This is a genomic window from Chelatococcus albus (genome assembly GCF_030067675.1).
Classification (GTDB): domain Bacteria; phylum Pseudomonadota; class Alphaproteobacteria; order Rhizobiales; family Beijerinckiaceae; genus Chelatococcus_A; species Chelatococcus_A albus.
This window is the reverse complement of record NZ_JASJEV010000017.1, coordinates 32,041-57,168: the sequence shown is the minus strand read 5'-3', so window position 1 is coordinate 57,168 and position 25,128 is coordinate 32,041. Positions and strand designations below refer to the sequence as shown.

Genomic DNA, 25,128 nt, shown 5'->3' with positions numbered 1-25,128 from the left:
ACAAGGATCACGAACTCTCCGTCCGCGATGTCAATCGACACCCCGTGCAGGATCTGCGCGGCGCCGAACGCCTTGCGGACATTGTGAATCCCGACGCTCGCCATGGGGCGCTCCCTCGTTCCCAACTCTTCACACCCCCGCCCCGCGGCGGGCATCGGCAATGGGCGTTCCTGGCCCGTCGCCTTCAGCTCTTCACCGCGCCGGCGGTGATGCCCGATACCATGTGCTTGCGGAACACGTAGTAGATGGCCGCCGGCGGCACGGCGTAGATGAGGCCGGTGGCCATCAGAAGGTTCCACGGCGCGTCGTCGGCCCCGAGGAAGAGCCCGAGACCGACGGCAAGCGGCACCTCCCGCTCGCTCGAGAGCAGAAGGAAGGCGTAGAGATACTCGTTCCAGGCAAGGAGCAGCGCATAGATGCCGATCGCCACAAGCGAGGGCTTCATCAGCGGCAAGTAGACGAGGCGGAAGAGCTGCAGGGGCGTAGCGCCATCCATCATCGCCGCTTCGTCGAGCTCACGCGGCAGCTTGTCGGAGGCCTGCTTCAGCACCCAGATGGCATAGGGCGAGGCGAGCGCGATCATGGCAAGCACGAGCGCCGTGCGCGTGTTGAGGAGCCCGTAGTTGCCCATGCCCTTGTACATGGGGATCGCCAGGAAGGCCGCCGGGATCAGATAGGTGGCGAGCGCCATGTTCATGATCGTCCGACCGGCGCGCACCCGCAGGCGGCTGATGGCGAAGGCGGCGCAGGTGGCGACGACGAGGGTCAGCACCCCCGTCGCCACCGCGATGACGAAGCTGTTGGCGAGCTGCCGCCAGAAGTTCGTGAGGTAGTAGTGCTTCTGCCCGAAGACGAGGGCGAAGTTCTGCAAGGTCGGCCTGGCCGGCCACAGGTCGCCGGCGAGGACGGCGTCCTGCGGCGAGATCGACAGGACGAAGAGGTGGTAGATCGGCAGAAGCGTCCACAGCATCACCGGCAGGGCGATGAGGATGAGCTTTGCCTCGTCGAGCCGGCGGATCATGCCTCACCTCCCTTCGACAGGCGCTTCACCATCACGAAGACGAGCGGCAGCACGAGCGGCATGGCCACGATGATCGAGGCGATGCCGAGGTCGAGGCTGTTGTTGCGCATGTAGCGGATGCCGAGCGTGGCGAGCACCTGCGTCTGGTCAGCCGGGCCGCCGCCGGTGAGCAGATAGACGCTGTTGAAGTCGCCGAGCGTCCAGATCATCGAGAGGATGGTCGAAGTCAGGTAGAGATTGGCGAGCGACGGCCAGGTGATGTGGCGGAACTGCTGCCAGCGCGACGCCCCGTCGACGCTCGCGGCCTCGTAGAGGTCCTTCGCGATGGCGAGCCGGCCGGTGACGAGGATGAGCGTCCAGAAGGGCAGCGACTTCCAGATGTGCACCATGATCGCCGAGGCGAAGGCAAGCCGCGGGTCGGTGAGCCAGGGCGGCCCGTCGAAGATGCCGAAGAGGCGGAAGAGCTGCTGGTTGATCATGCCGTTCTCCGGGTTGAGCATGACCCGGAACGACAGGATCGTGGGAATGGAGGGCACCGCCCACGGCAGGATGAAGAGGACGAGCAGCACCCTCACCCAGGCCCTGTCGACGACGAAGAAGCCCGAGAGTGCGAGGGCGATCGCGAGCTTCAGATTCACTGCGATCGTCAGGAAGAGGATCGTGTTGACGGCCGTGCGGTAGAAGATCGGGTCCTGGAAGAGCTTGCGGTAACTCTGCGTGTCGAGCCCCAGATAGAGGCCGTAGGCCACTGGATAGAGCACGAGCCCGAGGAAGACGAGGAGATAGGGCGCGAGCATGAGGGCACCCCAATACGCACGCCCTCCCGGACGGCTCCGTCCGGGCGCATAGGCGGGCGCGCTGCCCAGTGTCGTCACGCTCATCGGCATCCCCTCCGCGGATTGTCGCCGCCCGCCTTGCGGGCGGGCTGGGCCTGCGGGCGGTCCCCCGCGGCCTTCGTCGGGCCGCGGGGGAGAACGCATCACCCGGCGATCTGCTTGATCCGCACGATCATCTCGTCGACCGCCTGCTCGGGCGCGACCTTGTCCTGGATGATCCGGTTGATGGCCTTGGCCCAGACGTTCTCCGCGTTCACGGCTGTGAACTTGTAGTTATAGACGAAGGGGAACGGGATCGTGCCGTCGGAGAACTGCTTGTGCACCACGGCGCGATGCGGGTCCTTGCCGTCCGTCCAGAAGGGGCTCTGCGCGCCGGAGACCGTCACCGGATACCAGCGGCCCACGGAGCCCTCGACGAAGGGCTTCAGGTTCTCGTCCTTCATCATGAAGGCCATGAACTCCCTGGCGCGCTTCTTGTTCTTGGCGTCGGCGAAGATCACGGCCGTCTTGACGGCGGCGAGATTGGGCAAGGTGCCGCCGTCCGGCTTCTTGGGGAAATAGGCGGTGCGGATGTTCTCGTAGTAGTTCTTCTTCGCCTGCTCGCGCTGCTCGGCGGTCAGCGCGGGATTGTTCATGTCGTCGAGATGCTTGGCCGCGATAGAGATCGTGGCGTTGTGGGTCATAGCCGTCGTGCGGTTGTGGAAGTTGACGTTGTTGTCGGGGTCGAGCCAGTTGACGGACGACGGCGGCGTGCAGCCGCGCTGGAAGATCGCGGCATAGGCCTTCACCGCCTTGATCATCGCCTCGCGGTTGGCGGGCTGATCGAGGATCACCCGGCCGCGGTCGTCCACGATCTTGACGTCGTAGGCATTGGCGAAGGTCAGGAAGCTGTAGAAGGTGTCGGAGGCGGCGACGCCGAGCGGGTGACCGATGCCGAAGACGCGCTTGCCCTTGGCGCGCAGGCCGCCCTGCACCTTGTCGCACCAGAAGTCCCAGTAGGCGTCCCAGGTGGCGGGGATGTCCCCTTCCTTGAAACCCGCCTCCTCGAGCATGTCCTTCCAGTAGGTGATGTGCATCGTCTGCTGCTCGACGGGGAAGGCGTAGTAGGCCTTCTTGCCCGTCTTGCCATGCATCAGATAGGTGGTGGCGAGCGCCTGCGGCTGGAAATTCTCCTTCAGGGGCTCGATCACGTCCGTCACGTCCTCGAGCTTGCCCTCCCAGGCCCATTGGCCCGTGGTGCGGAAATCATAGGTCGTGCAATAGCCGACGTCGGGCGGCGTGCCCGCCTCCACCGCGCCGACCGACTTCGTGACGCAGTCCTCCGTGGAATAGAGCGAGAGGTCGACCTTCACCCCGGTCGCCTTCTGGAACTTGTCGATCATCTGCAGGAGCGCGTCGTCTTCGCCCTTGTAGAAGCCCTTGGTGAACCAGACGGTGAGGGTTTCCTGCGCCGCGACGGGGCCGGCGAGGACGAGGCCCGCCGCCGAGGCGAAGCCGAATGCGATGCTGCGGATGGCGTTTGTCGGCATGTTTCCGTTCCCTTCCCTTCTGTATGCGCCGTTTCCGGCTTGTCGTTTCTTGTCGTCGACCCTTGCTCAGCGGCCGTGCCGGCACGAGCCGCCTGCCCTCGGGCGTCAGAGGGTGGCGAGCACGCCCCCATCCACGTAGATGACCTGGCCATTGATGAAATCGGACGCGGCGGAAGCGAGGAAGATCGCTGCCCCCTGCAGTTCCTCCACGCGCCCCCAGCGGCCCGCCGGCGTGCGCGCCTTGAGCCAGGCGTCGAAGCGCGGGTCCTCGACGAGCGCCTGGTTGAGCGGGGTCACGAAATAGCCCGGACCGATGGCATTGACCTGCAGGCCGTGGCGCGCCCAGTCCGCGCACATGCCCTTCGTCAGGTTCTTCACGGCCCCCTTGGACGCCGTGTAGGGCGCGATGGAATAGCGGGCGGCCTCGCTCTGCAGGCTCGCGATGTTGATGATCTTGCCGCGGCCGCGCGGGATCATGCGGCGGGCGACCGCCTGGCCGACGTAGAACACACTGTCGAGATTGGCGCGCATAAGCTCATGCCAGGTCTCGACGGAATAATCCTCGAGCGGCGCGCGCCGCTGGATGCCGGCGTTGTTGACCAGAATGTCGATCGGCCCGACGCCCTCCTCGATGCGGGCCACGCCCGCCGTCACCGCCGTGGGATCGGTAACATCGAAGAGCTCGCCGGACGCTTCGATGCCCTCCGTCCTCAGTTCGGCGACCGCCCCGGCGAGCCGATCGGCATCGCGGCCGTTCAGCACGATGCGGGCGCCCGCGGCGCCGAGGCCGCGCGCGAGCGACAGGCCTATCCCCTGACTGGACCCCGTGACGAGCGCCAGGCGTCCGCTCAGATCGAAGAGTCTGACCGACATCGTTCCTCCCGAAAGAAGACGCCTTCTGTCACGCGCCGCTGCCGCGCCGCGCCGTGCGCTTTCCCTCTTGTGCCCGCGATCATGCATGTTATCGGTAACAAGACAAGAGGCCGGCACAAGAGACGGCCCGCGAGGGGGAGGAGACATGCGCGCCGCAGTCCTGCACGCCGCCAGGGATCTGAGGATCGAGACCGTCGCCGAGGCCGCCCCCGGGGCGGGCGAGGTGAAGCTGCGCATCGGTGCGGGCGGCATCTGCGGCTCGGACCTCTCCTACTACTTCAAGGGCCGCGTCGGCGATTTCTCCTTGCGGGAGCCCCTGATCCTCGGCCACGAGGTGGCGGGCGAGATCGAATGCGTCGGCACGCGCGTCGACGGGCTCGCGCCGGGTGACCGGGTGGCGATCAACCCGAGCCGGCCTTGCCGTTCCTGCGACTACTGCCGCACCGGCCGGAGCAACCTGTGCCGGCACATGCGTTTCTTCGGCAGCGCCGCGATCTTCCCCCACGTCCAGGGCGCCTTCAGCGAGACGGTCGTCGCCCGCGCCGACCAATGCGCCAAGGTGCCGCCGACGATGCCCATGCGCGTTGCGGCCTCAGCCGAGCCGCTCGCCGTGGCGGTGCACGCCGCGCGCCGCGCCGGCGACCTCCTGGGCCGCCGCGTGCTGATTGCCGGCGCCGGGCCGATCGGCATGCTCTGCGCCCTCGTGGCGCGCCGGGCGGGCGCGGCCTTCATCGCCATCACCGACCTCGTCGACGAGCCACTTGCGGTCGCCCGCGCCTGCGGCGTCGACGAGGGAATCAACGTGGCCGGCGAGCCGGAGCGGCTCGCCCGCTACGAGGTCGACAAGGGTTTCTTCGACGTCGCCTTCGAGGCGACGGGGGCGCCGTCGGCGCTCGCCTCCCTGTTCAGGGTCGTGCGCCCCGGCGGGCGGATCGTCCAGCTCGGCATGATGCCGCCGGGCGAGGTTCCGGTGCCGGTCAACCAGCTCATGGCGCGCGAGATCGACCTCGTCGGAGCCTTCCGCTTCCACGAGGAATTCGCGACCGCGGTCGATCTCCTGGCGAAGGGGCTCGTCGACGTCGGGCCAATCCTGTCGGCGGAGCTGCCGGTGAGCCGCGCCGACGAGGCCTTCGCGCTCGCCGCTGATCGCCGGCGCTCGCTCAAGGTGCACCTGCATTTCTGAGAGGCGCGACGCCGCCTCGTCCCATGCGAGAGGATGCCATGTTCACCCGTTGCGCCGTCTTCGAGGGCAAGATTCACGCGGGCCGCGAAGAGGAATTCTTCCGCGTCGTGGAGGAGCGCCTCCTGCCCCTGTGGCGGCAGATGCCTCACGCACGGGCCGTGCGTGTCCTGCGCGCCGTGCGGCCGGACGGCGATGCGCCGCCGATCGCCATGATGCAGGAGATCGACTATCCCTCGCTCGCGGCGATCGACGAGGCCCTCGCCTCGCCGATCCGCACGAAGGCGCGGGCCGAGACGGACGAACTCATGAAGATGTTTGAGGGCCGCTTCTACCACGTGGTCTACAGGCGGGCGGAAGCGGCCTGAGGGGGCTCGATCGTGACGTCCATGCTGCGCAAGCCGACCATGCGCGACGTCTCGCGTCTCGCCGGCGTGTCGACGATGACGGTCTCGCGCGTGCTTGCCGACCCGGAGCTCGTCTCCGAGGAGACGCGCAGCCGCGTGCTCGCCGCCATCGAGCAGCTCGGCTACCTGCCGAACCGGATTGCCGGCAGCCTGTCGTCGCAGCGCACGAACTTCGTCACGGCCATCCTGCCGACGCTCACGAACGTCAACTTCGCCGACACGGCACAGGGGCTGACGGAGGCGCTGCGCGCGGCTGACTACCAACTCCTCATCGGCTACACGACCTACCGCATCGAGGAGGAGGAGCGGCTGATCCGCGCCATGCTGCCGCGCCGGCCCGACGCCATCGTCGTCGCCGGCACGGTGCACACCAAGGCAGCGAGCCAGCTTCTCCTGCGCGCCGACGTGCCCGTCGTCGAGATCTGGGAGACGCCCGCTCATCCCATCAACCATGCCGTCGGCTTCTCCAACTATGAGGCCGGCCGTGCCGCCGCCCGCTATCTCCTGTCGCTCGGCCATCGCCACATCGCCGCCGTGGGGCCGAGCACCACCGGCGAGGCGCGCGATTTCCGCGGCGAGGACAGGCTCGCCGGCTTCGCTGCCGTGCTGCGGGAGGCCGGGATCGGCGGCGGGCTCGTCGTCCAGCACGGCGACGTGCCCGCCTCCTTCGATCATGGCGCGCGGGCGCTCGGCGTCCTCCTCGACCGTGCTCCGGACGTCGAAGCCGTGTTCGCCGTGTCCGACCTCTCGGCCGTGGGCGTGCTGATGGAATGCCACCGCCGCGGCATCCGCGTGCCTCAGGATCTCTCGCTCGTCGGCTTCGGCGATTTCGACATCGGCCGCCAGGTCGTGCCGGCGCTGACCACCATCCGGGTCGACGCCCATCTCATCGGCCAGCGCACCGGCGAGCTGTTGGTGACGCTTCTGGACGAGGCGGCCGCGGGGGCCGAGCCGGCAGTGGTCGACGTCGGCTTTTCGCTGGTGGAGCGCGGCACCACGGCGCCCGCCGCGCCGCGGCGCAGATCCAGGCGAGATCACTGAAGGCGACCGGCCCCGCCCTCGCCCTCACCGCCTCGCCGCGCGCCGCAGCGCCTCGGCGGTCACCGCGTCGGCCGGGAAGAAGGCTTCGATGGCGAGCTCGGACAAGGTGATGTCGACGGGCGTGCCGAAGACCGTCGTCGTGCTGAAGAAGGCGAGCACGCCATCGTCGGTTTCGAGCCGCAGCGGCACGACCACGCCGGCATAGCCGTCCGCCGGCGCCAGCAGGCCGGATCTGCGCGCAGCCGGCGTCGGATAGCCAGCAAGCTCGTGCATGAGAGCCGCGAGCACCGCGTCTCCAGTCAGCTCGATCTGGCGGCGCAGGCGATCGAGGAGATGCCCCCGCCATTCCCCCAGATTGGCGATGCGTGGCGCGAGACCTGCGGGATGCAGGCTGAGGCGCAGCACGTTGACAGGCGGCGCGAGGAGCTCCGGGGCGGCGCCGGCGAGGAGCGGCGGCACGGCGGCATTGGCGGCAACGAGGGTCCAGTGCCGGTCGACAGCGAGCGCCGGATAGGGCTCGTGCCCGGCAAGCACGAGGTCGACGGCACGCCGCGCCGCCTGCAGCGCCGGGGCGTCGAGGGGCCGTTCCGGAAAGGCCGGCGCATAACCCGCCGCCAGCAGGAGCTGATTGCGCTCGCGCAGCGGCACGTCGAGCCGCTCGGCGAGATGCAGCACCATGTCCCGGCTCGGCTGGGCGCGCCCGGTTTCGAGAAAGCTCAGATGCCGCGTCGATATCTCGGCCTCGCAGGCGAGCTCGAGCTGGCTCATGCGCCGGCGCTGCCGCCATTCGCGCAGGTGCTCGCCGATCGGTCGTGCGGATTGCGTCATGTTCCCGACCTTACCGGGGCGCGACAGCGGCTCCAATTACCTCGGAGGTAATCGACCACGGGTCGCAGGCTGCGTGATCCTGCGTCCAGGCAGCGGGAACGTCCGATGCCGGGACGAGCCCACTGCCCCGCATCCCCCGCCCGATATGGAGCCGCACATGACCGCGCTCGACAATCTCGCCGACCGTTACATCGCCGCGTGGAACGAGACCGACGCCGCGCGCCGCCGCGAGCTCATCGCCGGCATCTGGACCGAGGGCGCGCGCTACCGCGATCCCCTGATGCAGGGCGAGGGCCCGTCGGGTATCGACGCCCTGATCGCCGGCGTGCAGGAGCGCTTTCCCAACCACCACTTCCGCCGCACGAGCCCGGTCGAGGCCGTCGCCGACCACATTCGCTTCTCCTGGGAACTCGCGCCGGCCGACGGGCCGGCGCTCGTGAAGGGCACCGACTTCGCCATCGTCGCCGATGGCCGCCTGCAGGCCGTCACCGGCTTCCTGGACGAGGCACCCGCCTCGCCTTCCGACCAGTGAACCGCCAGACGAGGGACCCTCGCCATGTCTTTCTTCGACACGCCGAACTTCCTGCGCCGCGTGCTCTTCGCCGACGCCGCGACGAGCACCATCGCCGGCCTCGTCATGCTCGCCGGCGCCGATGTCCTCGCCGGCCCGCCCGGCCTGCCGGCGGCACTCCTGCGCCACGCCGGGCTCGCACTCCTGCCCTTCGCGGCGTTCGTCGCCGTCGCCGCGGCGCGGAGGCGTCTGTCACGCGCCGCCGTCTGGGTCATCATCGCCTGCAACGGCCTGTGGGCGGCGGAGAGCCTTCTGCTCATCGCCGGCGGATGGATCGTCCCGAACATCTGGGGCCAGGCCTTCGTCGTCGCCCAGGCGCTCGTCGTGGCGCTCTTCGCCGAGGCCGAGTTTATCGGGCTCAGGCGTTCCGCACCGGCCGCAGCATGAGCCCCCTGCCCTCGCACGGCGCGCCGCCCGGGCGCTGCGCCGTGCGAGGCGAGGACGGCGAGGTATGCAGCCACCAAGGGGCTTCGTCCTCACGCATCCGCGCCGGCGGACTCGACATCCCCCGATCCGCTGCGCCAAGCTCGCCCGCTGATTTGCCGCGCGCATCATCCGCGTCGCGGCAGGGGCAGAGGGGAGTATAGCGCATGAAACTCTTGCGGAGCGCAGCCGCGGCGGCGCTGTTTGTCGCCGTGGCGGGAGTAGGTCTTTCGGCTGAGGCCGCGACGCCGAAGGACACGCTCGTCATGGCCTGGCAGATCGACGACATCATCACGCTCGACCCCGCCGAGGCCTTCGAGTTCTCGACCGCCGAGATCAACGGCAACGTCTACGAGCGCCTGATCGGCTACGACTACAACGACGTGTCGAAGGTCTTCGGCGTGGTGGCCGAGTCCTGGACCATGTCCGAGGACGGCAGGACCATGGCGTTCAAGATCCGCGAGGGCAAGAAGTTCGCCTCCGGCAATCCCATCACGGCCGAGGACGTGGTCTTCTCCCTGCAGCGCGCCGTCCTCCTCGACAAGTCGCCCGCCTTCATCATCGGCCAGTTCGGCCTGAACAAGGGCAACGTCAAGGACAAGATCAAGGAGACAGGGCCCATGAGCTTCTCCATGGAGCTCGACAAGCCCTACGCGCCGTCCTTCGTGCTCTACTGCCTCACCGCCACCGTCGCCTCCGTGGTCGACAAGAAGCTCGTGATGGCGCACGAGAAGGACGGCGACCTCGGCAATGGCTGGCTGAAGACGAACTTCGCCGGTTCCGGTCCCTTCAAGATCCGCGAGTGGCGGCCGAACGAGGCGGTCGTGCTCGAGCGCAACGACAATTACTCCGGCACGAAGGCGCCGCTCGCGCGCGTCATCTATCGCCACCTGCCCGTGACAGCGACCCAGCGCCTCCTCCTCGAGAAGGGCGACATCGACATCGCGCGCAACCTCGGCCCGGAGGAGCTCTCGGCGGTCTCGGCCAAGGCTGACATCAGGCTGCAGAAGGCGCCGAAGGGCACGCTCTATTATTTCGGCCTCAACCAGAAGAACCCGAACCTCGCCAAGCCCGAGGTGCGCGAGGCGCTCAAGTATCTCGTCGACTACGACGCCATCGCCGACACGATCATGAAAAACCTCGGCGTCGTGCACCAGGCCTTCCTGCCCAAGGGTTTCCTCGGCGCGATCGACGGCAAGCCCTATAAGTTCGACCCCGTGAAAGCCAAGGAGCTCCTCGCCAAGGCCGGCCTGCCGGACGGCTTCAAGGTGACGATGGATGTGCGCTCCACCCAGCCGATCACCGGCATGGCCGAGGCGATCCAGCAGAGCTTCGCCAAGGGCGGCGTGAAGCTCGAGATCATTCCGGGCGACGGCAAGCAGACCCTGACCAAATATCGTGCCCGCACGCACGACATCTACATCGGCCAGTGGGGCGCGGACTATCAGGACCCGCACACCAACGCCGACACCTTCGCTGCCAACCCGAACAACGCCGACGACGCCAAGGCGAAGCCGCTGGCCTGGCGCAACGCGTGGGACATTCCGGAGCTGACCAAGCGCACGGAGGCCGCGGTGCTGGAGCGCGACGCGGCCAAGCGCGCCGCGCTCTACGGCGACCTGCAACAGGATGTGCTGAAAACCGGCCCCTACGTCGTCATGTTCCAGCAGACGGAGGTGGCGGCCGTGCGCAAGAACGTCGAGAACTTCGTTCTCGGGCCGTCCTTCGACACGAACAGCGTCGCCACCGCGACCAAGAACTGATCCGTGGCCTGTTCCATGGCTACGTCGCAGGCCGTGCAGGGCGGGGACGGGCGTTTCGACGCCCTTCTCCGCCTGGCGAGGGCCGCCGGGCGCTTCGTCGCGATGGTGACGGTGACGCTCGCGGGCCTTCTCGCCGTCACTTTCCTCATCGGGCGCGTGGTGCCGATCGATCCCGTGCTCGCCGTAGTCGGCGACCGGGCCCCGCCCCACGTCTACGAGCGCGTGCGCCAGGAGCTCGGCCTCGACCTGCCGTTCCTGCAGCAGTTCCTCATCTATTGCCGCAAGGCGCTGTCGGGCGACTTTGGCACCTCGGTGCTCACCACCAACCCGGTGATGACCGACATCGCGCGCGTCTTTCCCGCGACCGTCGAATTATCGACCGTGGGCGTCCTGATCGGCATCCTCACCGGCATCCCGCTCGGGGTGCTCGCCGCAGTCAAGCGCGGCAGCGTCGTCGACCAGTTTGTGCGCGTGCTCGGCCTCGTCGGCTACTCCGTGCCCATCTTCTGGCTCGGCCTCATGGGGCTTCTGCTCTTCTACGCCAGGCTCGACCTCGTCTCCGGGCCGGGTCGGCTCGACATCACCTACGACTATCTGGTGACACCGGTCACCGGCATGATCCTCGTCGACAGCATCATGCAGGGGCAGTGGGAGGTGTTTCGCAACGCCTTCTCCCACATCATCCTGCCGGCGGCGATGCTCGGCTATTTCTCGCTCGCCTACATCAGCCGCATGACGCGCTCGTTCATGCTCAGCGAGCTCGCGCAGGAATATGTGACGACGGCCCGGGTCAAGGGCCTCTCGGAGGCGCGGATCATCTGGCGGCACGCCCTGCGCAATGCGGCCGTGCCGCTCGTGACCGTCGTCGCCCTGTCCTACGCGCATCTGCTCGAGGGATCGGTGCTCACCGAGACGGTCTTCGCCTGGCCGGGCCTCGGCCAGTACATCACCCACTCGCTGCAGAACGCCGACATGAACGCGGTGCTCGGCGGCACGCTCATCATCGGCACGGTCTTCGTCTTCCTCAACCTCTTCTCGGACCTCATCTACCGCCTGCTCGACCCGAGGACCCGCTGACATGGCCGAGACGTCCCTCTCGAACCCTGCTGGCCTGCGTGCCTGGCTGCTGTCCGCCGAGCCCGGCTCGCGCCTGCAGGCGCGCCTGGGGCGCGCCTATCTCGGCTGGCGCGCCTTTGCCCGCAATCCGCTCGCCATGCTCGGGCTCGCCGTCGTGCTGTTGCTCGTGCTGGTGGCCCTCCTCGCCCCCCTTCTCGAAACGCATCCGCCGCTGTCCGGCGGCGACCTGCGCACGGAACGCCTGCTGCCGCCTAGCACTGCCGGACACTGGCTCGGCACCGACGACCAGGCGCGCGACATCTTCTCGCGCATCGTCGCGGGGGCGCGCATCACGCTCGGCGTCGTGCTGCTCGTGTCGATCATCGCCATGCCCGTCGGCCTCCTCGTCGGCACCGTGGCGGGCTATTTCGGCGGCCTCGTCGATACGGCGCTGATGCGCCTCACCGACATCTTCCTCGCCTTCCCGCGGCTCGTGCTGGCGCTCGCCTTCGTGGCGGCGCTCGGGCCGGGCATCGAGAACGCCGTCATCGCCATCGCCATCACGGCCTGGCCGCCCTACGCGCGCATCGCGCGCGCCGAGACGCTGACGATCCGCAACAGCGACTTCATCGCCGCGGTACGTCTGCAGGGCGCATCGCCCATGCGCATCATCGCCAACCACATCGTGCCCCTGTGCATGTCCTCCGTCATCGTGCGCGTGACGCTCGACATGGCGGGCATCATCCTGACTGCCGCCGGCCTCGGCTTCCTCGGCCTCGGGGCGCAGCCGCCCTTGCCGGAATGGGGCGCCATGATCGCCACCGGACGCCACTACGTCATCGACCAGTGGTGGGTCGCGGCCTTCCCCGGCCTTGCGATCTTCGTCGTCAGCCTGGGCTTCAACCTGCTCGGCGACGGCCTGCGTGACGTCCTCGATCCGAAGGCGGCGAAATGACCGGCAAGCCCCTGCTCGAGGTCGAGAACCTCAAGGTCCGCTTCCACCTGCGCACGGGCACGGTGGAGGCGGTGCGCGGCCTGTCCTTCACGCTCGGGCGCGAGCGGCTCGGCATCGTCGGCGAGTCGGGCTCCGGCAAGTCGCAGACTGGCCGCGCCATCCTCGGCCTCACGCCGCCGCCGGGCGAGGTGAGGGCGGACCGCCTCGTCTTCGACGGCACGGATCTCCTGACCGCCCCGCGTCGGACGCTCAGGGCGCTGCGCGGCGGCCGCATGACCATGGTGATGCAGGACCCCAAGTTCTCGCTCAACCCGGTCATGACCATCGGCGAGCAGATCGTCGAGGCCTACCGGGCGCACCGCAAGGCAGGCCGGGCCGAGGCGCGGGACAAGGCATTCGCCATGCTCGAGGCCGTGAAGATGCGCAATCCGGCGCGCGTCTTCTCCCTCTACCCGCACGAGGTGTCGGGCGGCATGGGCCAGCGGGCCATGATCGCCATGATGCTCGTCACTGATCCCGACCTGCTCATCGCCGACGAGCCCACCTCGGCGCTCGACGTGACCGTGCAGATGGAAGTGCTGCGCATTCTCGACGAGCTCGTCGGTGCGCGCGGCATGGGCCTCATCTTCATCTCGCACGACCTGAAGCTCGTCTCCTCCTTCTGCGACCGCGTGCTTGTCATGTATGCGGGCCGCGTGGTCGAGGAGATGTCGGCGGGCGCCCTCGCCCGCGCCCGCCATCCCTACACACAGGGGCTGATGCGCTGCCTGCCGACGCTCGCGGCGGACGTCAGACCTCTGCCCACCCTCCTGCGCGACCCGACTTGGGCCGGATGATCTCGAGCCAGACGACGATGAAGGGCTCCATGTTGCAAATTGCCGATCTCGACGTGGTTTTCGGCACGGGGCGCATGCGCGTCGATGCGGTGAAGGGCGTCAGCTTCGCGGTGGCGCCGGGCGAATCCTTCGGCCTCGTAGGCGAATCGGGCTCGGGCAAATCAACCATCCTGCGCGCTGTCTGCGGCCTCGCGCCCGTGGCGGCTGGGCGCATCGCGGTCGACGGCGCGGCCGTGACGAACCCACGCTCCCAGACCTTCTACCGCACGGTGCAGATGGTCTTCCAGGACCCCTACGGGTCGCTGCATCCGCGCCACACCGTCGACCAGATCCTCGCCGAGCCGCTCGCTATCCATGGCCTCGGCAACACCGAGGAGCGCATCGTCGCGACGCTGAAGGACGTAGGCCTCGGCCCTTCCTTCCGCTTCCGCTATCCGCACCAGCTCTCCGGCGGGCAGCGTCAGCGCGTCGCCATCGCCCGCGCCCTCATCCTCGAACCGAAGATCCTCCTGCTCGACGAGCCGACCTCGGCCCTCGACGCCTCCGTGCAGGCGGAGGTGCTCAACCTCCTCGACCGCCTGCGCCGGGAGCGGGGGCTGACCTACGTGCTCGTCAGCCACGACCTCGCCGTCGTCGCCTACCTGTGCGAGCGCCTGCTCGTCATGCGCCACGGCGAGACGGTGGAGGAAACGACGGCCGCGGCCCTGCGCGCCGGCACGGTGGCGAGCGACTACGCCCGCACGCTGATCGCCGCGAGCCGGGGCTTTTCGCGAGGAGAGCCTGTCGCGCAGCCGGCCGGGATTGCGGCTCAGTAGCTGGCGCGGCGCATCGCTCCGCCATCGATCGCGGCCACGCATCCAACCGCTCTGCCGCCGGCAAGGGAAAGGCGCGCAAGGAGGCCACGCTTGCAGCCGCCGAAACGGCTGCAAGCGTGGCAGGTCCACCGTGGCGGCGTGGGGAGTGAGACGCTTGTCCCCGTGGGATCCCATCCGACCGGGCCCTGGTCAGCCGGGCGCCACCAAGCAGTGCCGGCGCATTCACCGGTGCTTCGACGTCACGACGAACCAGCTGACCACGACATAGATGATGGCGGCCGTGAGCATGATCGAACACCGGTACTCCAGCCGCCCGACGAAACTCGCACCCGCGGAGGCCGGCACGCCGGCAACACTGCGTCGGGTTATCGAACAGGCTGGCGAGCGGGCGCCTGTCCCCCTCCGTTCCGACGGGTGCACGGGCGCGGCTCTCGACTACAGACCGAGAGCATCCCCATCGCCCGTCGCACTCGCCGCCTGTCACGCGTGGGCGGGGCGCAACAGGCGCGGGAAGGGCGAATAGGATAACGGAATACCTCGGCATTTTTTCCTGGGGGCGCCGTGTGTTTCGTGCTTTCGCTTGCCGCCTGTTGCCTGACGTCGGTCGGAGCACTCCGCGTCCCCGCGAGGGCCGAGCCCCTCCCCGCGCCCACCGGCCCGGTCCTCCTGCGCATCACCGGCGCGATCATGACCACCAACGAGGGCGACGCATCCGTCTTCGACCGCCCCATGCTCGAGCGCCTCGCGCGCAGGACGATACGGACATCGACCGCCTGGACGGATGGCGAGAAGACCTTCGAGGGCGTGCTCGCGCGCGAGGTCCTGGCCATGGTCGGCGCACAGGGCTCGACCTTCACGCTCAGCCTGCCGCGCGACCTTCCCTTCCGAACGAGTTCCTTCGCATGACGACCACAGTCGAAACCGCCGAGCGGCGGCGCCCCGTCATCCTCTGCGTCGAAGACGAGCCCGACCTGCGCTGCGACATCGTCGAGGAATTCGGCGTTGCCTCGACGGTCACCTTCCACCTGCGCAATCTCTTCCGCAAGGCCCAGGCGAGCCGGCAGGCGGACCTCATCGCCCTCTTCCCGGCGAGCCCCGTGATGCTGCAACCGGAATGGTGAGGCTGGGCTCCGCGGGCTTTCGCCAGTCACACGTCGTAATAGAGCACGAATTCGTAGGGATGGGGCCGCAGCCGGATCTCGTCGATCTCCCGCGCGCGCTTGTAGGCGAGATAGGTCTCGATGACGTCGGGCGTGAAGACGCCGCCTTCGAGGAGGAAGGCGTGGTCGGCCTCGAGCGCGTCGAGCGCGGCTTCGAGCGAGGCAGGCGTCGAGGGGATGGCGGCGCGCTTCTCCGGCGAGAGCTCGTAGAGGTTCTCGTCGATGGGCTCGCCGGGGTCGAGACGCCGGCGAATGCCGTCGAGCCCGGCCATCAGCATGGCCGCAAAGGCGAGATAGGGGTTGCAGGCGGGATCCGGGCAACGGAACTCGACGCGCTTGGCCCTCGGGTCGGGCGAATAGACGGGAATGCGACAGGCCGCCGAGCGATTGCGCTGCGAATAGCCGAGGTTGACCGGCGCCTCGAAGCCCGGGACCAACCGCCGGTAGGAATTCACGGTGGGAGCGCAGATGGCGAGCAGCGCCGGCGCGTGCACGAGGAGCCCGCCAATATAATGGCGCATGAGCTCGCTCGAACCGGCGTAGCCGTCGCCGGCGAAGAGCGGCCGGCCGTCCTGCCAGAGGCTCTGGTGCACGTGCATGCCCGAGCCGTTGTCGCCGAAGAGCGGCTTCGGCATGAAGGTCGCGGTCATGCCGCGCCGGCGCGCCTCGTTCTTCACCACGTGCTTGTAGATCATCACGTTGTCGGCCATGCGCGTGAGTGTCGTGAAGCGCATGTCGATCTCGCCCTGCCCGCCGGCCGCGACCTCGTGGTGATGCGCCTCGACGGCGATGCCGATCTCCTCGAGGATGCGCGCCATGCTGGCCCGGGCGTCGCTGAGGGCATCGGCCGGCGGCGTCGGGAAATAGCCTTCCTTGGCGCGCAGCTTGTGCCCCGGCCCGTTCCCCTCCGACTGCCGCGCATCCCAGTTCGCTTCCCGCGCGGCGATCTCGTAGAAGCCGTAGTTCGTGCCCTGGTCATAGCGCACGCCGTCAAAGACGAAGTGCTCCAGCTCGGGGCCGAGATAGGCGGTGTCGCCGATCCCCGTGCCCGCGAGATAGGTCTCCGCCTTGCGGGCGACGTAGCGGACGTCGCGGCTGTACGGGCTCGCGGCAACCGGGTCCCGGATGTCGCAGATGAGCACCAGGGTCCGCGCCTCCGCGAAGGGATCGAGGAAGGCGGTCTCCGGATCCGGCACCACCAGCATGTCGCTTTCCTGGATCTCCTGGAAGCCGCGGATGGACGAGCCGTCGAAGCCGATGCCAGCAGAGAAGCTCTCGGCATCGAGGGCGCGGGGCGGGACGGAGAAGTGCTGCCAAAGGCCGGGGAGATCGGTGAAGCGCAGGTCGATCATCTCGATCTGGTCGTCGGCGACGACGCGGAGAACGTCGGCTGGGGTCTTGCAGCTGTACGCCATCGGCCACCCCCGGGCGAAGGTCGCGGCTCGCCGTGCCGGAGGCTCGCCGGCGATCGCGGCGCGGCGCACCCGGGCTGCGGACGTTCTGTGCAAAATTACCACGAATCCCGGCTCGGCGGCGAGGCGGCCATGGCCCACCGCGCCTGCCCGCCCCGTGGGCAGTGCAGCCCCGCATTTCAGCAGAAGGGCACATTGACTTCATCGCACGCGCCCATCTAATTTTTTCAACAAGTCTCACGAAACGATACGGGGCGGATCACTCCCGGAAGCACGGCCACGGCCTCGCAGCGGGAGCGCGGTTCGTTTCCGGCCACCATCGGCGCGGACTCTCATGCCTCCTTGCGACGATCTCCCTCCCTGCCGCCCTGGCGGCCTCCCCCGCGCCGAGGCCGAGAGCCGCGCGGGGCGGTCCATCGCCGCGCTGCCGGGAGAGGGCTGATGGCGCCGATGGACGGCAACGAGACGCGCTTCCTGGAGATCGGACGCAGGCTCAGGGCCTACCGCCTGGGGCGCGGCCTCACGGCGGAGCACATCGCCGACCGGCTCGGCCTGTCGCGTGCAGCGATCTACCGGCTGGAGAAGGGCGAGGTCGTGAAGATCGAGACCATCCAGCGCATCGCCGATCTGCTGGACGTCTCGGTCGCCTCGCTGCTCGGCGTCAGCGTCGAGTACTACGACAATGCCGTGGCCTACTTCGAGCGCATGCGCCAGCTCGAGGAGGAGGCCGAGCAGGTCCTGGCGCATTTCTCGCCCTTCTCCTACCTCCTCTCCTCCGACGACTATGCCCGGGCGGTGGCGGAGGCGATCCGGGAATCGACCCCCACCGACGCCGGGGACGGCGCAGCTGCGCGACAGGTCGAGGAACTCATCCGCATCCTGCAGGAGCGGCGCGGCCATGCGGGCCGCCGCAAGCCGCTCATCGTCAGCATCGTCGGCCTGCAGGACCTCGAACGGCTCTTGCGCGACGGCGTCATCGGGCGCTTCGACCTCGCGCCCGAGGTGTGGGCCGAGCGGCGCGCCGTGGCGCGCCGCGAGGTGAAGCGCCTCGCCGACATGATGCGCGAGGAGCCCATGGGTATCCAGATCGGCCTCGTCGAGGAGACCCTGCCGCAGCAGACCTTCCAGATCTTCCGGCAGAAGGGCCGCACCTTCGTGGCGATGAGCCCCTTCCGCTTCGCCGACCACCCCAACATCCGCAACGGCGTCGCCATGGTCACCGAGACGCCCGAAGCCGTGCATCTCTTTGAAGGTCTGATCGGGACGCTCTGGCAGCGTGCGCGCAAGGGCGCCGACGGGGCGAGGCGCCTCATGCGGCTCCTGCAGACGACGGGCGACGGGGCCTTGCGCGAGGCTCCGTAAAAAAAATTAGACATGTCTCAAAAAGTGGATACGCTTTTCTCAACCACCGCACGGAAGGAGCAAGGGATGTTCTCGCGCAGGGGGATCGTCATCGCCGCCGCGCTCGTCATGGCCGGGGCACTGCCCGGCCAGGCGCAGCAGGCGCCGAAGGCGAAGTACGTCGCCAAGATCGGCCATCTGGAAGCCGCCTCGCAGCCGCGCCACAAGGGCCTCGAGAAGGTCGCGGCGCTCGTCAAGGAGCGGACCGGCGGCGAGGTCGAGTTCCAGCTCTTCCCGGCCTCCCAGCTCGGCAACGCGCGCCAGATGGTGGAGGGCACGCAGCTCGGCTCGGCGGAGGGCACGGTGATGCCGGCCGCCTTCCTCGGCGGCTTCAACCCGGTCGTGTCCGTGCTCGACCTGCCCTTCCTCCTGCCGGAGGACCGTGCCAAGTCGCAGGAGCTGCGATCCGGTCCCTTCGGCAAGACGGTGCTCGATTCCTTCGCCAAGCGCGGCCTCGTGGCGCTCACCATCTGGCCGAACGGGCGCAAGAGCATGACGTCGAACAGGCCGCTCACCAGCGTGTCGGCATTCATGGGCCAGAAGTTCCGCGTCATGGATTCGAAGATCCTGATCCAGCAGTTCGCCGGCGTTGGCGCGGCGGCCGTCTCCATTCCCTTCGGCGAGCTCTACACGGCCCTGCAGACGGGCGTGATCGACGGCCAGGAGAACCCGCTCGATACCATTGCCACCATGAAGTACAACGAGGTGCAGAAGGAGCTCGTGGTGTCCAACCACGGTGCCATGGAGGACATCGTCCTCTTCAACCCCGCCTGGTGGAACGCCCTGCCTGCCCAGCACCGCGACGTCATCGCCAAGGCCTTCGACGAAGTCCGTCCGCAGGTCGAGGCGATGAAGGAGGCGGTGCAGACCGAGGCGCTCGAGAAGATGAAGGCGGGCGGCATGACCGTCCGCACCCTGCCCGACGACGAGCGCGCCAAGTGGCGCAGCGCCATGTATCCGCTTGCCAAGCAGGCCTACATCGAGCGCGCCGGCGCTGAGGGCATCAAGGTGCTCGACATCTACGACGCCGAGATGAAGCGCCTCGGCCTCGCAAACTGATCCCGTCCGACCTTGCCACGGAGGCCGCTGCCCATGTCCCGCCGCCCGCTCGACGTGCTGCGCACGCTGGAACGACACGTCATCGGCCTCCTCCTCATCCTCATGTCGGCCGGCTATGTCGTGAACGTGCTCGTGCGCCTCATCGTCCCGTCCTGGTCCCTGCACCTCGTCTGGATGGAGGAACTCGCGCTCTTCGCTCTCGCCTGGCTCGTCTTCCTCGGCCTCGGCATCACCCTCGAGAAGGGTCGGCAGATCGCCATGACCGCGCTCTTCGACAGGCTGCCGGAGGGGCCGCGGCGGGCGCTCGGCCTCGTCATCAATCTCACCGGCGTCGCCTTCTCGGCCTATATCACCAAGCTCGGCTACGACTTCGCGCGCTTCGTCGGTGGCATGGGCCAGACGAGCCCGACGCTCGACGTCTCCATGATCTGGCTCTACGCCGCCCTGCCCGCAGGCTTCGCCCTGCTGACCCTGCGCTATGTCCTTGAAATCGTCGGCCCGGCGAACCGCTTCGCGTTCGCCGACCGCGGCCAGGACCATTGAGACACGGCCATGCTCATTCTCTTGTGCCTCCTCGCTGCCGTGATGCTGGCGCTCGGCTTCGAGATGCTGCTCGTCATGGGCGTGCCGAGCGTCCTCGCCCGCTTCACCGATTTCCCGAACATCCCCGAGGCGGTGATTGCGCAGAAGCTCGTGGGCGGCGTCAATGTCTCGACGCTGCTCGCCATCCCCTTCTTCATCTTCGCCGCCGACCTCATGGCAAGCGGCAGCATCGCCGAGCGCCTGATGACCCTCGTCAAGCGCAACATGGGCCATCGCACCGGCGGCCTCGGCCAGACCACCGTCGTCTCCTGCATGGCCTTCGGCTCCGTCTGCGGCTCCGCGCCGGCGACGGTGGCGGCGCTCGGCCGTTTCCTGCATCCCGAGCTGGTGCGCAACGGCTATCCTGAACGCTTTTCCCTCGGCCTCATCGCGTCGAGCGCCGAATGCGCGCTGCTCATCCCGCCGAGCATCACGCTGCTCGTCTACGCCTGGCTCACGGGCACCTCCGTCGCGGCGCTGTTCGCGAGCGGGCTCGTCGTCGGCATCGTGCTCGGCATCGGCTTCCTCGTGCACGTGCGCCTCGTCACCGCCCGCGAGAACATCGCGCCGCTGCCGCGCGCCACCGCCGCCGAGCGGTGGGAGGCGACGAAGGCGGCGACGCTTGCGCTGGGCATGCCCCTCATCATCCTTGGCGGCATCTACTCGGGCCTCTTCACCGCCACGGAGGCGGCGGCGGTCGCGGTCGCCTATGCGCTCCTGGTCGAGGTCGGCATCTACCGCAAGCTCGGGCTGGCGGACGTCATGCGCGTGGCGGAGCAGAGCGCACTCACCATCGTCGCGGTCTTCATCCTGCTCGCGATGGGCTCGCTCCTCTCCTATTTCGTCACGCTCGCGCGCCTGCCGGACATGCTGCTCGGCCTCCTGACGGACCTGCACGTCAACTGGGTCGTCTTCCTGCTCGCGGTGAACATCGTCTTCTTCATCGCCGGCATGTTCATCGACCCGAACTCGATCATGGTCGTGCTGGTGCCGGCGCTTTTTCCGGTGGCGACCGCGCTCGGCATCGACCCGATCCACTTCGGCGTGCTCGTCTGCCTCAACATCTGCATCGGCATGATCACGCCGCCCTTCGGGCTCGACCTCTTCGTCACATCCTCGGCGCTGAACCGCCCGGTGGAGACGGTGATCGCCGGCATCTGGCCCTTCATCCTGACGAACATCGCCGTGCTGATGGTCATCAGCTACGTGCCGGCCATCTCGACGGCGCTGCCGCGACTGCTCGGCTACTGAGGAGCAAGCCATGCTCGAAGCGCATGCTACGCGGCCCGCCGGGGCCGCGAACGCCCCCGCCGTTTCCGATTGCCCGACGGAGGTCGTGAGCCACGTCGCCGTCAATGCCGAGTACCGGCATCTCGTGCTTCGCGCCGGCGCGCCGGCGACGCTCGCCGAGCCCGGCCAGTTCTTCCACCTGCTCTGCCCCGCGAATGGGGAGGACAAACCCTACCTGCGCCGGCCGATGAGCACATACCGCGCCGACCCGGCGACGGGTACGGTCGAATTCCTCTACAAGGTCACCGGCCTCGGCACGCGGGCGCTCACGGCGCTCGCGTCCGGCGACGAGCTCAACATCCTCGGGCCGCTGGGCGTCGGCTTTCGCCTCGATCCCGCCTGGCGGACCATCGTCGTGCTCGGTCGCGGCGTCGGCCTCGCCACGCTCGCGCCGCTCGCGGAGGCCGCGCACGCGCTGGGCATCGCCGTCACGGCGATTCTGAGCGCGCGGCGGGCCGATCTCGTCATGTCGGCGGAGCGCTTCGCCGCCATCGGCGCGCAGGTCGTGCCGGTTCTCGACAGCGACGGATCGAGTGAACCGGCGCGGGTCGCCGCGCTTCTTGACGGCCTCGCCGAGGCGGGCCGTGCGGATGCTGTCTTCACCTGCGGGTCGAACCGCCTCTTCCGCCTCGCCAAGGATGTCGCGGCCCGCCGCGGCATCGCCGGCCAGGTGGCCCTCGAACAGCAGATGGCCTGCGGCCTCGGCATGTGCTTCTGCTGCGTGCGCAAGTTCGAGGTCGACGGGCGCCTCGTCGACCGGCGCGTGTGCTGGGACGGGCCGGTCTTCGACCTGAAGGAGGCGACGTCATGGTGAAGCTCGCAGTCGACGTCGGCGGGCTTGCCCTCGCCAATCCCGTCATGCCCGCCTCCGGCACCTTCGCCGAGGGGCTCGACAGGGTCTTCGACCTCAACCGCCTCGGCGCCTTCGTGACCAAGACGATCACGCAGGACTTCCGCGCCGGCAATCCGGTGCCGCGCGTCTGCGAGAGCGCGGAAGGGCTCCTCAATTCGATCGGTATCCCGAGCAAGGGCCTCGCCCATTTCATCGAGCACGTCGTGCCGTTCTACGCGCGCTTCTCGCCGCCGCTCGTGGTCAGCATCTCCGCGCCCACGGTGGACGGTTTCGCGGCCATGGCGCGGGCGCTGACGATCCCCGGCGTCGCCGGCATCGAGGCCAATATCTCCTGCCCCAATATCGAGGAGGACGGAAAGTCCTTCGCCATGGAGCCGCGGCTGACCGCCCAGGTCACCGAGGCTCTGCGGCGGGCGACGTCGCTGCCCCTGTGGGTCAAGCTCACGCCCAATACCGGCGATATCGTCGCTGTGGCGCGCGCCGCCGAGACCGGCGGAGCGGACGCGGTTGTCGTGTCCAACACGATCCTCGCCATGCGCATCGACACCGACACCTTCCGGCCGAAGCTCGGCAACGTGCTCGGCGGCCTCTCGGGGCCGGCGATCAAGCCCATCGCGCTGCGCATGGTCTATCAGTGCGCCGCCAGGCTCGGCATTCCCATCATCGGCTGCGGCGGCATCGCCACCGCCGAGGACGCCGTGGAATATCTGCTCGCCGGGGCGAGCGCCGTGCAGGTCGGCACCACGACCTTCGTGCGGCCGACGGCCATGATCGGCGTGATCGACGGTCTCGCCGCCTTCTGCCGACGGCGCGGCATTGCCGACGTCAACAATCTCGTCGGCGCCGTCGCCGACGCGGGCTTTGACGGGCAGGTGGCGGAGGCCGCGTCGTGAACGCGCCCGTAGCCTCCCTGCGGCGCAACACGCGCGACTGGCACGCTTTCGCCGCCCAGGCCTTCAATGACCTGCGCCACCTCGGCTTCGACGGCGTCGGCATCACGCGCCAGGCCTTCGCCGAGGGCGAGGCCGCGGCGATGGCGGCGGTGGCCCGCCTTGCGGAAGCGGAGGGCCTCGCCGTCGCCCGCGACGCCGGCGACAATCTGGTCCTCTCGCTGCCGGACGAGGCCCCCGGGCCCTACATGCTCGTCGGTTCCCATCTCGATTCCGTGCCCCGCGGCGGCAACTACGACGGTGCGGCCGGCGTGCTCGCCGGCCTCATCTGCCTCGCGCGCATGCGCAGCGAGGGCGTCACGCCACCCTGCCCCGTGCGCGTCATCGGCCTGCGCGGCGAGGAATCGCCCTGGTTTGGCAAGCCCTATATCGGCTCGAGCGCGCTCCTTGGCGCCCTGCGAGCGGCCGATCTCGGACTGAAGGAGCGCGGCGGCGCGCGCACGCTCGGCGAGGCCCTCGCGAGCGTCGGCATCGACGTCGAGGGCGTGCGCGAGGGCAGGCCGCTGATCGACAAGCGCAACATCGCCGGCTTCCTGGAGCTGCACATCGAGCAGGGCCCGGTGATGGTGGCGCGCGGCTGGCCGACGGCGGTCGTCACCGGCATCCGCGGCAACATCCGCTATCAGCGCCTCGTGTGCCATGGGCGGGCGGGGCATTCCGGCGCCGTGCCGCGCTGGCTGCGCAGCGACCCGGTCTTCGCCCTCGCCGAGCTGGTCTCGCGGCTCGACGAGCATTGGCGTGTGCTGCTCGAACGCGGCCTCGACCTCGTCGTCACCGTCGGCGTCGTCGGCACGGACCCCGCCGAGCACGCCACCACCCGCATCCCGGGCGAGGTCGCCTTCAGCTTCGAGATCCGCAGCCAGAGCCACGAGACGCTCGAAGCCTTCGACGTGCTGCTCAGGACGGAATGCGCCAATATCGCCCGCGAGCGCGGCGTCACCTTCGTCTTCGACACGAGGCAGGACGCAGCGCCCGCGCGCATGGACGAGCGGCTCGTCGGGCGGCTTCTCGCCGCCTCCCGGCGCCTCGGCCTGCCCGCCGAGACGATCGCGAGCGGGGCCGGCCATGATGCCGCCGTTTTTGCCAACGCAGGCATTCCGGCGGCGATGGTTTTCGTGCGAAACGAGAACGGGTCGCACAACCCGGACGAGGCGATGGAGATCGACGATTTCCTCGCCGGCGTCGACCTTCTGTACGAGACCTTGACCGCAGGGGCATGACCATGGCCGAGACGATCACCATCCGCCGCCCGGACGACTGGCACGTGCACCTGCGCGACGATGCGATGCTCGCGGCTGTCCTGCCCTACACCGCCGAGCAGTTCGCCCGCGCCATCATCATGCCGAACCTCGTGCCGCCGGTGACGACGAGCGCCGCTGCGGAAGGCTATCGCGCCCGCATCCTGGCGGCGCTGCCTGCGGGCAGCGACTTCACGCCGCTGATGACGCTCTACCTGACGGACGACACCGACCCTGCCGACGTCCTGGAGGGGCACCGGCGCGGCCTCGTCACCGCCGTCAAGCTCTACCCCCAGCATGCGACCACGAATTCGCACTTCGGCGTCACCGACCTCGCCAAGGTCGACCGCGTGCTTGCGGCCATGGAAAGGGCGGGCGTGCCGCTTCTCGTGCACGGAGAGGTGACCGACGCCGCGGTCGACATCTTTGACCGCGAGGCGGTCTTCATCGAGCGCGTCCTCGATCCACTCGTCAGGCGCTATCCCGGCCTCAAGGTCACGCTCGAGCACGTCACCACCGAGGAGGGCGTGGCCTATGTGACGGAGGCACGCGAAGGCGTCGGCGCCACCATCACGCCGCACCACATGATCTTCAACCGCAACGCCATCTTCGCCGGCGGCATCCGCCCGCACTATTACTGCCTGCCTGTCGCCAAGCGCGAGAAGCACCGCCTCGCCCTGCGCCGGGCTGCGACCTCCGGCAACCCGCGCTTCTTTCTCGGCACGGACACGGCACCGCACACGCGCCGGGCCAAGGAAGCCGCCTGTGGATGCGCCGGGCTCTTCGTGGCGCCGGTAGCGCTCGCGTGCTATGCGCAGGTTTTTAAGGAGGAGGGCGCTCTCGACAAGCTCGAAGCCTTCGCAAGCCTGAACGGTCCGCGCCATTACGGCCTGCCCCCGAACGAGGGCACCGTTACGCTCGTCGAGCGGTCGCGGTTCGTGGCCGAGGACGTCCATCTCCCGTCGGGCGACGCGGTGCACGTGTTCCGCGGCGGCGAAGAGATCTCTTGGACGATCGAGACCGCTGCCGGCGCTTCGGCCGCCGCCTGA

27 protein-coding genes and 1 pseudogene are annotated in these 25,128 nt (G+C 68.7%); 20 read left to right on the top strand and 8 right to left on the bottom strand.

Translation table 11 applies throughout. The annotated features are described in order from the left end of the window. The 5 genes and pseudogenes from QNA08_RS18080 to QNA08_RS18060 all read right to left on the bottom strand — a co-directional run. Positions 1 to 104 (bottom strand): annotated as a pseudogene (locus QNA08_RS18080) (sugar ABC transporter ATP-binding protein); the annotation flags it as partial. 80 nt (positions 105 to 184) lie between these two features. Beyond that, positions 185 to 1,021, bottom strand: coding sequence for a carbohydrate ABC transporter permease (locus QNA08_RS18075; protein ID WP_283742121.1), 837 nt, complete (start codon positions 1,019 to 1,021; stop codon positions 185 to 187). Then, positions 1,018 to 1,902, bottom strand: coding sequence for a carbohydrate ABC transporter permease (locus tag QNA08_RS18070; protein ID WP_283742120.1), 885 nt, complete (start codon positions 1,900 to 1,902; stop codon positions 1,018 to 1,020). Before QNA08_RS18070 ends, QNA08_RS18075 begins: the two co-directional genes overlap by 4 nt. Before the next feature lie 98 nt (positions 1,903 to 2,000). Beyond that, entirely contained in the window at positions 2,001 to 3,386 is a 1,386-nt protein-coding gene (locus QNA08_RS18065) for an ABC transporter substrate-binding protein (protein ID WP_283742119.1), read from the bottom strand. 105 nt (positions 3,387 to 3,491) lie between these two features. Next, complete coding sequence (locus tag QNA08_RS18060; RefSeq protein WP_283742118.1) at positions 3,492 to 4,259, bottom strand: SDR family oxidoreductase; 768 nt, start codon at positions 4,257 to 4,259, stop codon at positions 3,492 to 3,494. 145 nt (positions 4,260 to 4,404) lie between these two features. Here QNA08_RS18060 and QNA08_RS18055 point away from each other — a divergent pair, with 145 nt between their 5' ends. From QNA08_RS18055 to QNA08_RS18045, 3 genes are read left to right on the top strand one after another with little or no spacing between them, the layout of a single operon-like run. Then, on the top strand, positions 4,405 to 5,442 hold the full coding sequence (locus QNA08_RS18055) for an L-idonate 5-dehydrogenase (protein WP_283742117.1): 1,038 nt from the start codon (positions 4,405 to 4,407) through the stop codon (positions 5,440 to 5,442). Positions 5,443 to 5,480: 38 nt separating this feature from the next. Then, the gene (locus tag QNA08_RS18050) at positions 5,481 to 5,807 is read left to right on the top strand and encodes an EthD domain-containing protein (RefSeq protein ID WP_283742116.1); all 327 of its coding nucleotides are present in this window, start codon (positions 5,481 to 5,483) and stop codon (positions 5,805 to 5,807) included. 39 nt (positions 5,808 to 5,846) lie between these two features. Next, positions 5,847 to 6,887, top strand: a complete 1,041-nt coding sequence (locus QNA08_RS18045) for a LacI family DNA-binding transcriptional regulator (protein WP_283742125.1) — start codon at positions 5,847 to 5,849, stop codon at positions 6,885 to 6,887. A gap of 24 nt (positions 6,888 to 6,911) precedes the next feature. Here the strand turns inward: QNA08_RS18045 and QNA08_RS18040 are convergent, their stop codons facing one another. Then, entirely contained in the window at positions 6,912 to 7,715 is an 804-nt protein-coding gene (locus tag QNA08_RS18040; protein ID WP_283742115.1) for a helix-turn-helix domain-containing protein, read from the bottom strand. A gap of 157 nt (positions 7,716 to 7,872) precedes the next feature. On the opposite strand from QNA08_RS18040, the gene QNA08_RS18035 reads away from it, so the two are divergent. The 7 genes from QNA08_RS18035 to QNA08_RS18005 all read left to right on the top strand — a co-directional run bounded on the left by QNA08_RS18035 (position 7,873) and on the right by QNA08_RS18005 (position 14,134). Beyond that, positions 7,873 to 8,247 (top strand): nuclear transport factor 2 family protein, encoded by a 375-nt coding sequence (locus QNA08_RS18035; protein ID WP_283742114.1) that lies wholly within the window; start codon positions 7,873 to 7,875, stop codon positions 8,245 to 8,247. A gap of 24 nt (positions 8,248 to 8,271) precedes the next feature. Beyond that, on the top strand, positions 8,272 to 8,673 hold the full coding sequence (locus QNA08_RS18030) for a hypothetical protein (RefSeq protein WP_283742113.1): 402 nt from the start codon (positions 8,272 to 8,274) through the stop codon (positions 8,671 to 8,673). A 203-nt stretch (positions 8,674 to 8,876) separates the two neighbouring features. Continuing rightward, positions 8,877 to 10,472 carry an ABC transporter substrate-binding protein gene (locus tag QNA08_RS18025; RefSeq protein ID WP_283742112.1) on the top strand — a complete coding sequence of 532 codons (1,596 nt, stop codon included), beginning with the start codon at positions 8,877 to 8,879 and terminating at the stop codon, positions 10,470 to 10,472. A gap of 15 nt (positions 10,473 to 10,487) precedes the next feature. Further along, positions 10,488 to 11,549 carry an ABC transporter permease gene (locus QNA08_RS18020; protein ID WP_283742111.1) on the top strand — a complete coding sequence of 354 codons (1,062 nt, stop codon included), beginning with the start codon at positions 10,488 to 10,490 and terminating at the stop codon, positions 11,547 to 11,549. A gap of 1 nt (position 11,550) precedes the next feature. Next, entirely contained in the window at positions 11,551 to 12,483 is a 933-nt protein-coding gene (locus QNA08_RS18015; protein WP_283742110.1) for an ABC transporter permease, read from the top strand. Next, entirely contained in the window at positions 12,480 to 13,319 is an 840-nt protein-coding gene (locus QNA08_RS18010; RefSeq protein WP_283742109.1) for an ABC transporter ATP-binding protein, read from the top strand. Before QNA08_RS18015 ends, QNA08_RS18010 begins: the two co-directional genes overlap by 4 nt. 29 nt (positions 13,320 to 13,348) lie before the next feature. After that, complete coding sequence (locus QNA08_RS18005; RefSeq protein ID WP_283742108.1) at positions 13,349 to 14,134, top strand: ABC transporter ATP-binding protein; 786 nt, start codon at positions 13,349 to 13,351, stop codon at positions 14,132 to 14,134. Between the two features lie 222 nt (positions 14,135 to 14,356). Here the strand turns inward: QNA08_RS18005 and QNA08_RS18000 are convergent, their stop codons facing one another. Further along, positions 14,357 to 14,479: a hypothetical protein gene (locus QNA08_RS18000; protein ID WP_283742107.1), complete on the bottom strand. Its 123-nt coding sequence runs from the start codon at positions 14,477 to 14,479 to the stop codon at positions 14,357 to 14,359. Between the two features lie 342 nt (positions 14,480 to 14,821). Between QNA08_RS18000 and QNA08_RS17995 the strand changes: the two genes are divergently transcribed. Both QNA08_RS17995 and QNA08_RS17990 read left to right on the top strand, forming a co-directional pair. Then, positions 14,822 to 15,040 (top strand): hypothetical protein, encoded by a 219-nt coding sequence (locus tag QNA08_RS17995; RefSeq protein ID WP_283742106.1) that lies wholly within the window; start codon positions 14,822 to 14,824, stop codon positions 15,038 to 15,040. Continuing rightward, positions 15,037 to 15,255 (top strand): hypothetical protein, encoded by a 219-nt coding sequence (locus QNA08_RS17990; protein WP_283742105.1) that lies wholly within the window; start codon positions 15,037 to 15,039, stop codon positions 15,253 to 15,255. The genes QNA08_RS17995 and QNA08_RS17990 overlap by 4 nt, the downstream gene beginning before the upstream one ends. Positions 15,256 to 15,281: 26 nt before the next feature. On the opposite strand, the gene glnA is transcribed toward QNA08_RS17990, so the two are convergent. Further along, entirely contained in the window at positions 15,282 to 16,709 is a 1,428-nt protein-coding gene (glnA, locus tag QNA08_RS17985; protein WP_283742104.1) for a type I glutamate--ammonia ligase, read from the bottom strand. A 438-nt stretch (positions 16,710 to 17,147) separates the two neighbouring features. Between glnA and QNA08_RS17980 the strand changes: the two genes are divergently transcribed. From QNA08_RS17980 to pyrC, 8 genes are all read left to right on the top strand, one after another. Beyond that, the gene (locus QNA08_RS17980; protein WP_283742103.1) at positions 17,148 to 18,068 is read left to right on the top strand and encodes a helix-turn-helix domain-containing protein; all 921 of its coding nucleotides are present in this window, start codon (positions 17,148 to 17,150) and stop codon (positions 18,066 to 18,068) included. A 66-nt stretch (positions 18,069 to 18,134) separates the two neighbouring features. Continuing rightward, positions 18,135 to 19,166 (top strand): TRAP transporter substrate-binding protein, encoded by a 1,032-nt coding sequence (locus QNA08_RS17975; protein ID WP_283742102.1) that lies wholly within the window; start codon positions 18,135 to 18,137, stop codon positions 19,164 to 19,166. Between the two features lie 33 nt (positions 19,167 to 19,199). Further along, on the top strand, positions 19,200 to 19,709 hold the full coding sequence (locus QNA08_RS17970; protein ID WP_283742101.1) for a TRAP transporter small permease: 510 nt from the start codon (positions 19,200 to 19,202) through the stop codon (positions 19,707 to 19,709). 9 nt (positions 19,710 to 19,718) lie between these two features. Then, a complete protein-coding gene (locus tag QNA08_RS17965) occupies positions 19,719 to 20,999 on the top strand; it encodes a TRAP transporter large permease (protein WP_283742100.1) in 1,281 nt (426 codons plus the stop codon). Between the two features lie 10 nt (positions 21,000 to 21,009). After that, complete coding sequence (locus tag QNA08_RS17960) at positions 21,010 to 21,852, top strand: dihydroorotate dehydrogenase electron transfer subunit (protein ID WP_283742099.1); 843 nt, start codon at positions 21,010 to 21,012, stop codon at positions 21,850 to 21,852. Further along, positions 21,846 to 22,784 (top strand): dihydroorotate dehydrogenase, encoded by a 939-nt coding sequence (locus tag QNA08_RS17955; RefSeq protein ID WP_283742098.1) that lies wholly within the window; start codon positions 21,846 to 21,848, stop codon positions 22,782 to 22,784. Before QNA08_RS17960 ends, QNA08_RS17955 begins: the two co-directional genes overlap by 7 nt. After that, positions 22,781 to 24,061 carry a hydantoinase/carbamoylase family amidase gene (locus QNA08_RS17950; protein ID WP_283742097.1) on the top strand — a complete coding sequence of 427 codons (1,281 nt, stop codon included), beginning with the start codon at positions 22,781 to 22,783 and terminating at the stop codon, positions 24,059 to 24,061. Before QNA08_RS17955 ends, QNA08_RS17950 begins: the two co-directional genes overlap by 4 nt. A gap of 2 nt (positions 24,062 to 24,063) precedes the next feature. Continuing rightward, positions 24,064 to 25,128: a dihydroorotase gene (gene pyrC / locus QNA08_RS17945; RefSeq protein ID WP_283742096.1), complete on the top strand. Its 1,065-nt coding sequence runs from the start codon at positions 24,064 to 24,066 to the stop codon at positions 25,126 to 25,128.

Coding starts and splice junctions, on each gene's coding strand:
- QNA08_RS17970 (WP_283742101.1), top strand. CDS start 19,200: ATGTCCCGCCGCCCGCTCGACGTGCTGCGCACGCTGGAACGACACGTC.
- QNA08_RS17955 (WP_283742098.1), top strand. CDS start 21,846: ATGGTGAAGCTCGCAGTCGACGTCGGCGGGCTTGCCCTCGCCAATCCC.
- QNA08_RS18020 (WP_283742111.1), top strand. CDS start 10,488: ATGGCTACGTCGCAGGCCGTGCAGGGCGGGGACGGGCGTTTCGACGCC.
- QNA08_RS18050 (WP_283742116.1), top strand. CDS start 5,481: ATGTTCACCCGTTGCGCCGTCTTCGAGGGCAAGATTCACGCGGGCCGC.
- QNA08_RS18060 (WP_283742118.1), bottom strand. CDS start 4,259: ATGTCGGTCAGACTCTTCGATCTGAGCGGACGCCTGGCGCTCGTCACG.
- QNA08_RS18025 (WP_283742112.1), top strand. CDS start 8,877: ATGAAACTCTTGCGGAGCGCAGCCGCGGCGGCGCTGTTTGTCGCCGTG.
- QNA08_RS17975 (WP_283742102.1), top strand. CDS start 18,135: ATGTTCTCGCGCAGGGGGATCGTCATCGCCGCCGCGCTCGTCATGGCC.
- QNA08_RS18055 (WP_283742117.1), top strand. CDS start 4,405: ATGCGCGCCGCAGTCCTGCACGCCGCCAGGGATCTGAGGATCGAGACC.
- QNA08_RS18045 (WP_283742125.1), top strand. CDS start 5,847: ATGCGCGACGTCTCGCGTCTCGCCGGCGTGTCGACGATGACGGTCTCG.
- QNA08_RS18010 (WP_283742109.1), top strand. CDS start 12,480: ATGACCGGCAAGCCCCTGCTCGAGGTCGAGAACCTCAAGGTCCGCTTC.
- QNA08_RS18070 (WP_283742120.1), bottom strand. CDS start 1,902: ATGAGCGTGACGACACTGGGCAGCGCGCCCGCCTATGCGCCCGGACGG.
- pyrC (WP_283742096.1), top strand. CDS start 24,064: ATGGCCGAGACGATCACCATCCGCCGCCCGGACGACTGGCACGTGCAC.
- QNA08_RS18075 (WP_283742121.1), bottom strand. CDS start 1,021: ATGATCCGCCGGCTCGACGAGGCAAAGCTCATCCTCATCGCCCTGCCG.
- QNA08_RS17980 (WP_283742103.1), top strand. CDS start 17,148: ATGGCGCCGATGGACGGCAACGAGACGCGCTTCCTGGAGATCGGACGC.
- QNA08_RS18030 (WP_283742113.1), top strand. CDS start 8,272: ATGTCTTTCTTCGACACGCCGAACTTCCTGCGCCGCGTGCTCTTCGCC.
- glnA (WP_283742104.1), bottom strand. CDS start 16,709: ATGGCGTACAGCTGCAAGACCCCAGCCGACGTTCTCCGCGTCGTCGCC.
- QNA08_RS17965 (WP_283742100.1), top strand. CDS start 19,719: ATGCTCATTCTCTTGTGCCTCCTCGCTGCCGTGATGCTGGCGCTCGGC.
- QNA08_RS18065 (WP_283742119.1), bottom strand. CDS start 3,386: ATGCCGACAAACGCCATCCGCAGCATCGCATTCGGCTTCGCCTCGGCG.
- QNA08_RS17995 (WP_283742106.1), top strand. CDS start 14,822: ATGACCACCAACGAGGGCGACGCATCCGTCTTCGACCGCCCCATGCTC.
- QNA08_RS18040 (WP_283742115.1), bottom strand. CDS start 7,715: ATGACGCAATCCGCACGACCGATCGGCGAGCACCTGCGCGAATGGCGG.
- QNA08_RS17990 (WP_283742105.1), top strand. CDS start 15,037: ATGACGACCACAGTCGAAACCGCCGAGCGGCGGCGCCCCGTCATCCTC.
- QNA08_RS18035 (WP_283742114.1), top strand. CDS start 7,873: ATGACCGCGCTCGACAATCTCGCCGACCGTTACATCGCCGCGTGGAAC.
- QNA08_RS18005 (WP_283742108.1), top strand. CDS start 13,349: ATGTTGCAAATTGCCGATCTCGACGTGGTTTTCGGCACGGGGCGCATG.
- QNA08_RS18015 (WP_283742110.1), top strand. CDS start 11,551: ATGGCCGAGACGTCCCTCTCGAACCCTGCTGGCCTGCGTGCCTGGCTG.
- QNA08_RS17960 (WP_283742099.1), top strand. CDS start 21,010: ATGCTCGAAGCGCATGCTACGCGGCCCGCCGGGGCCGCGAACGCCCCC.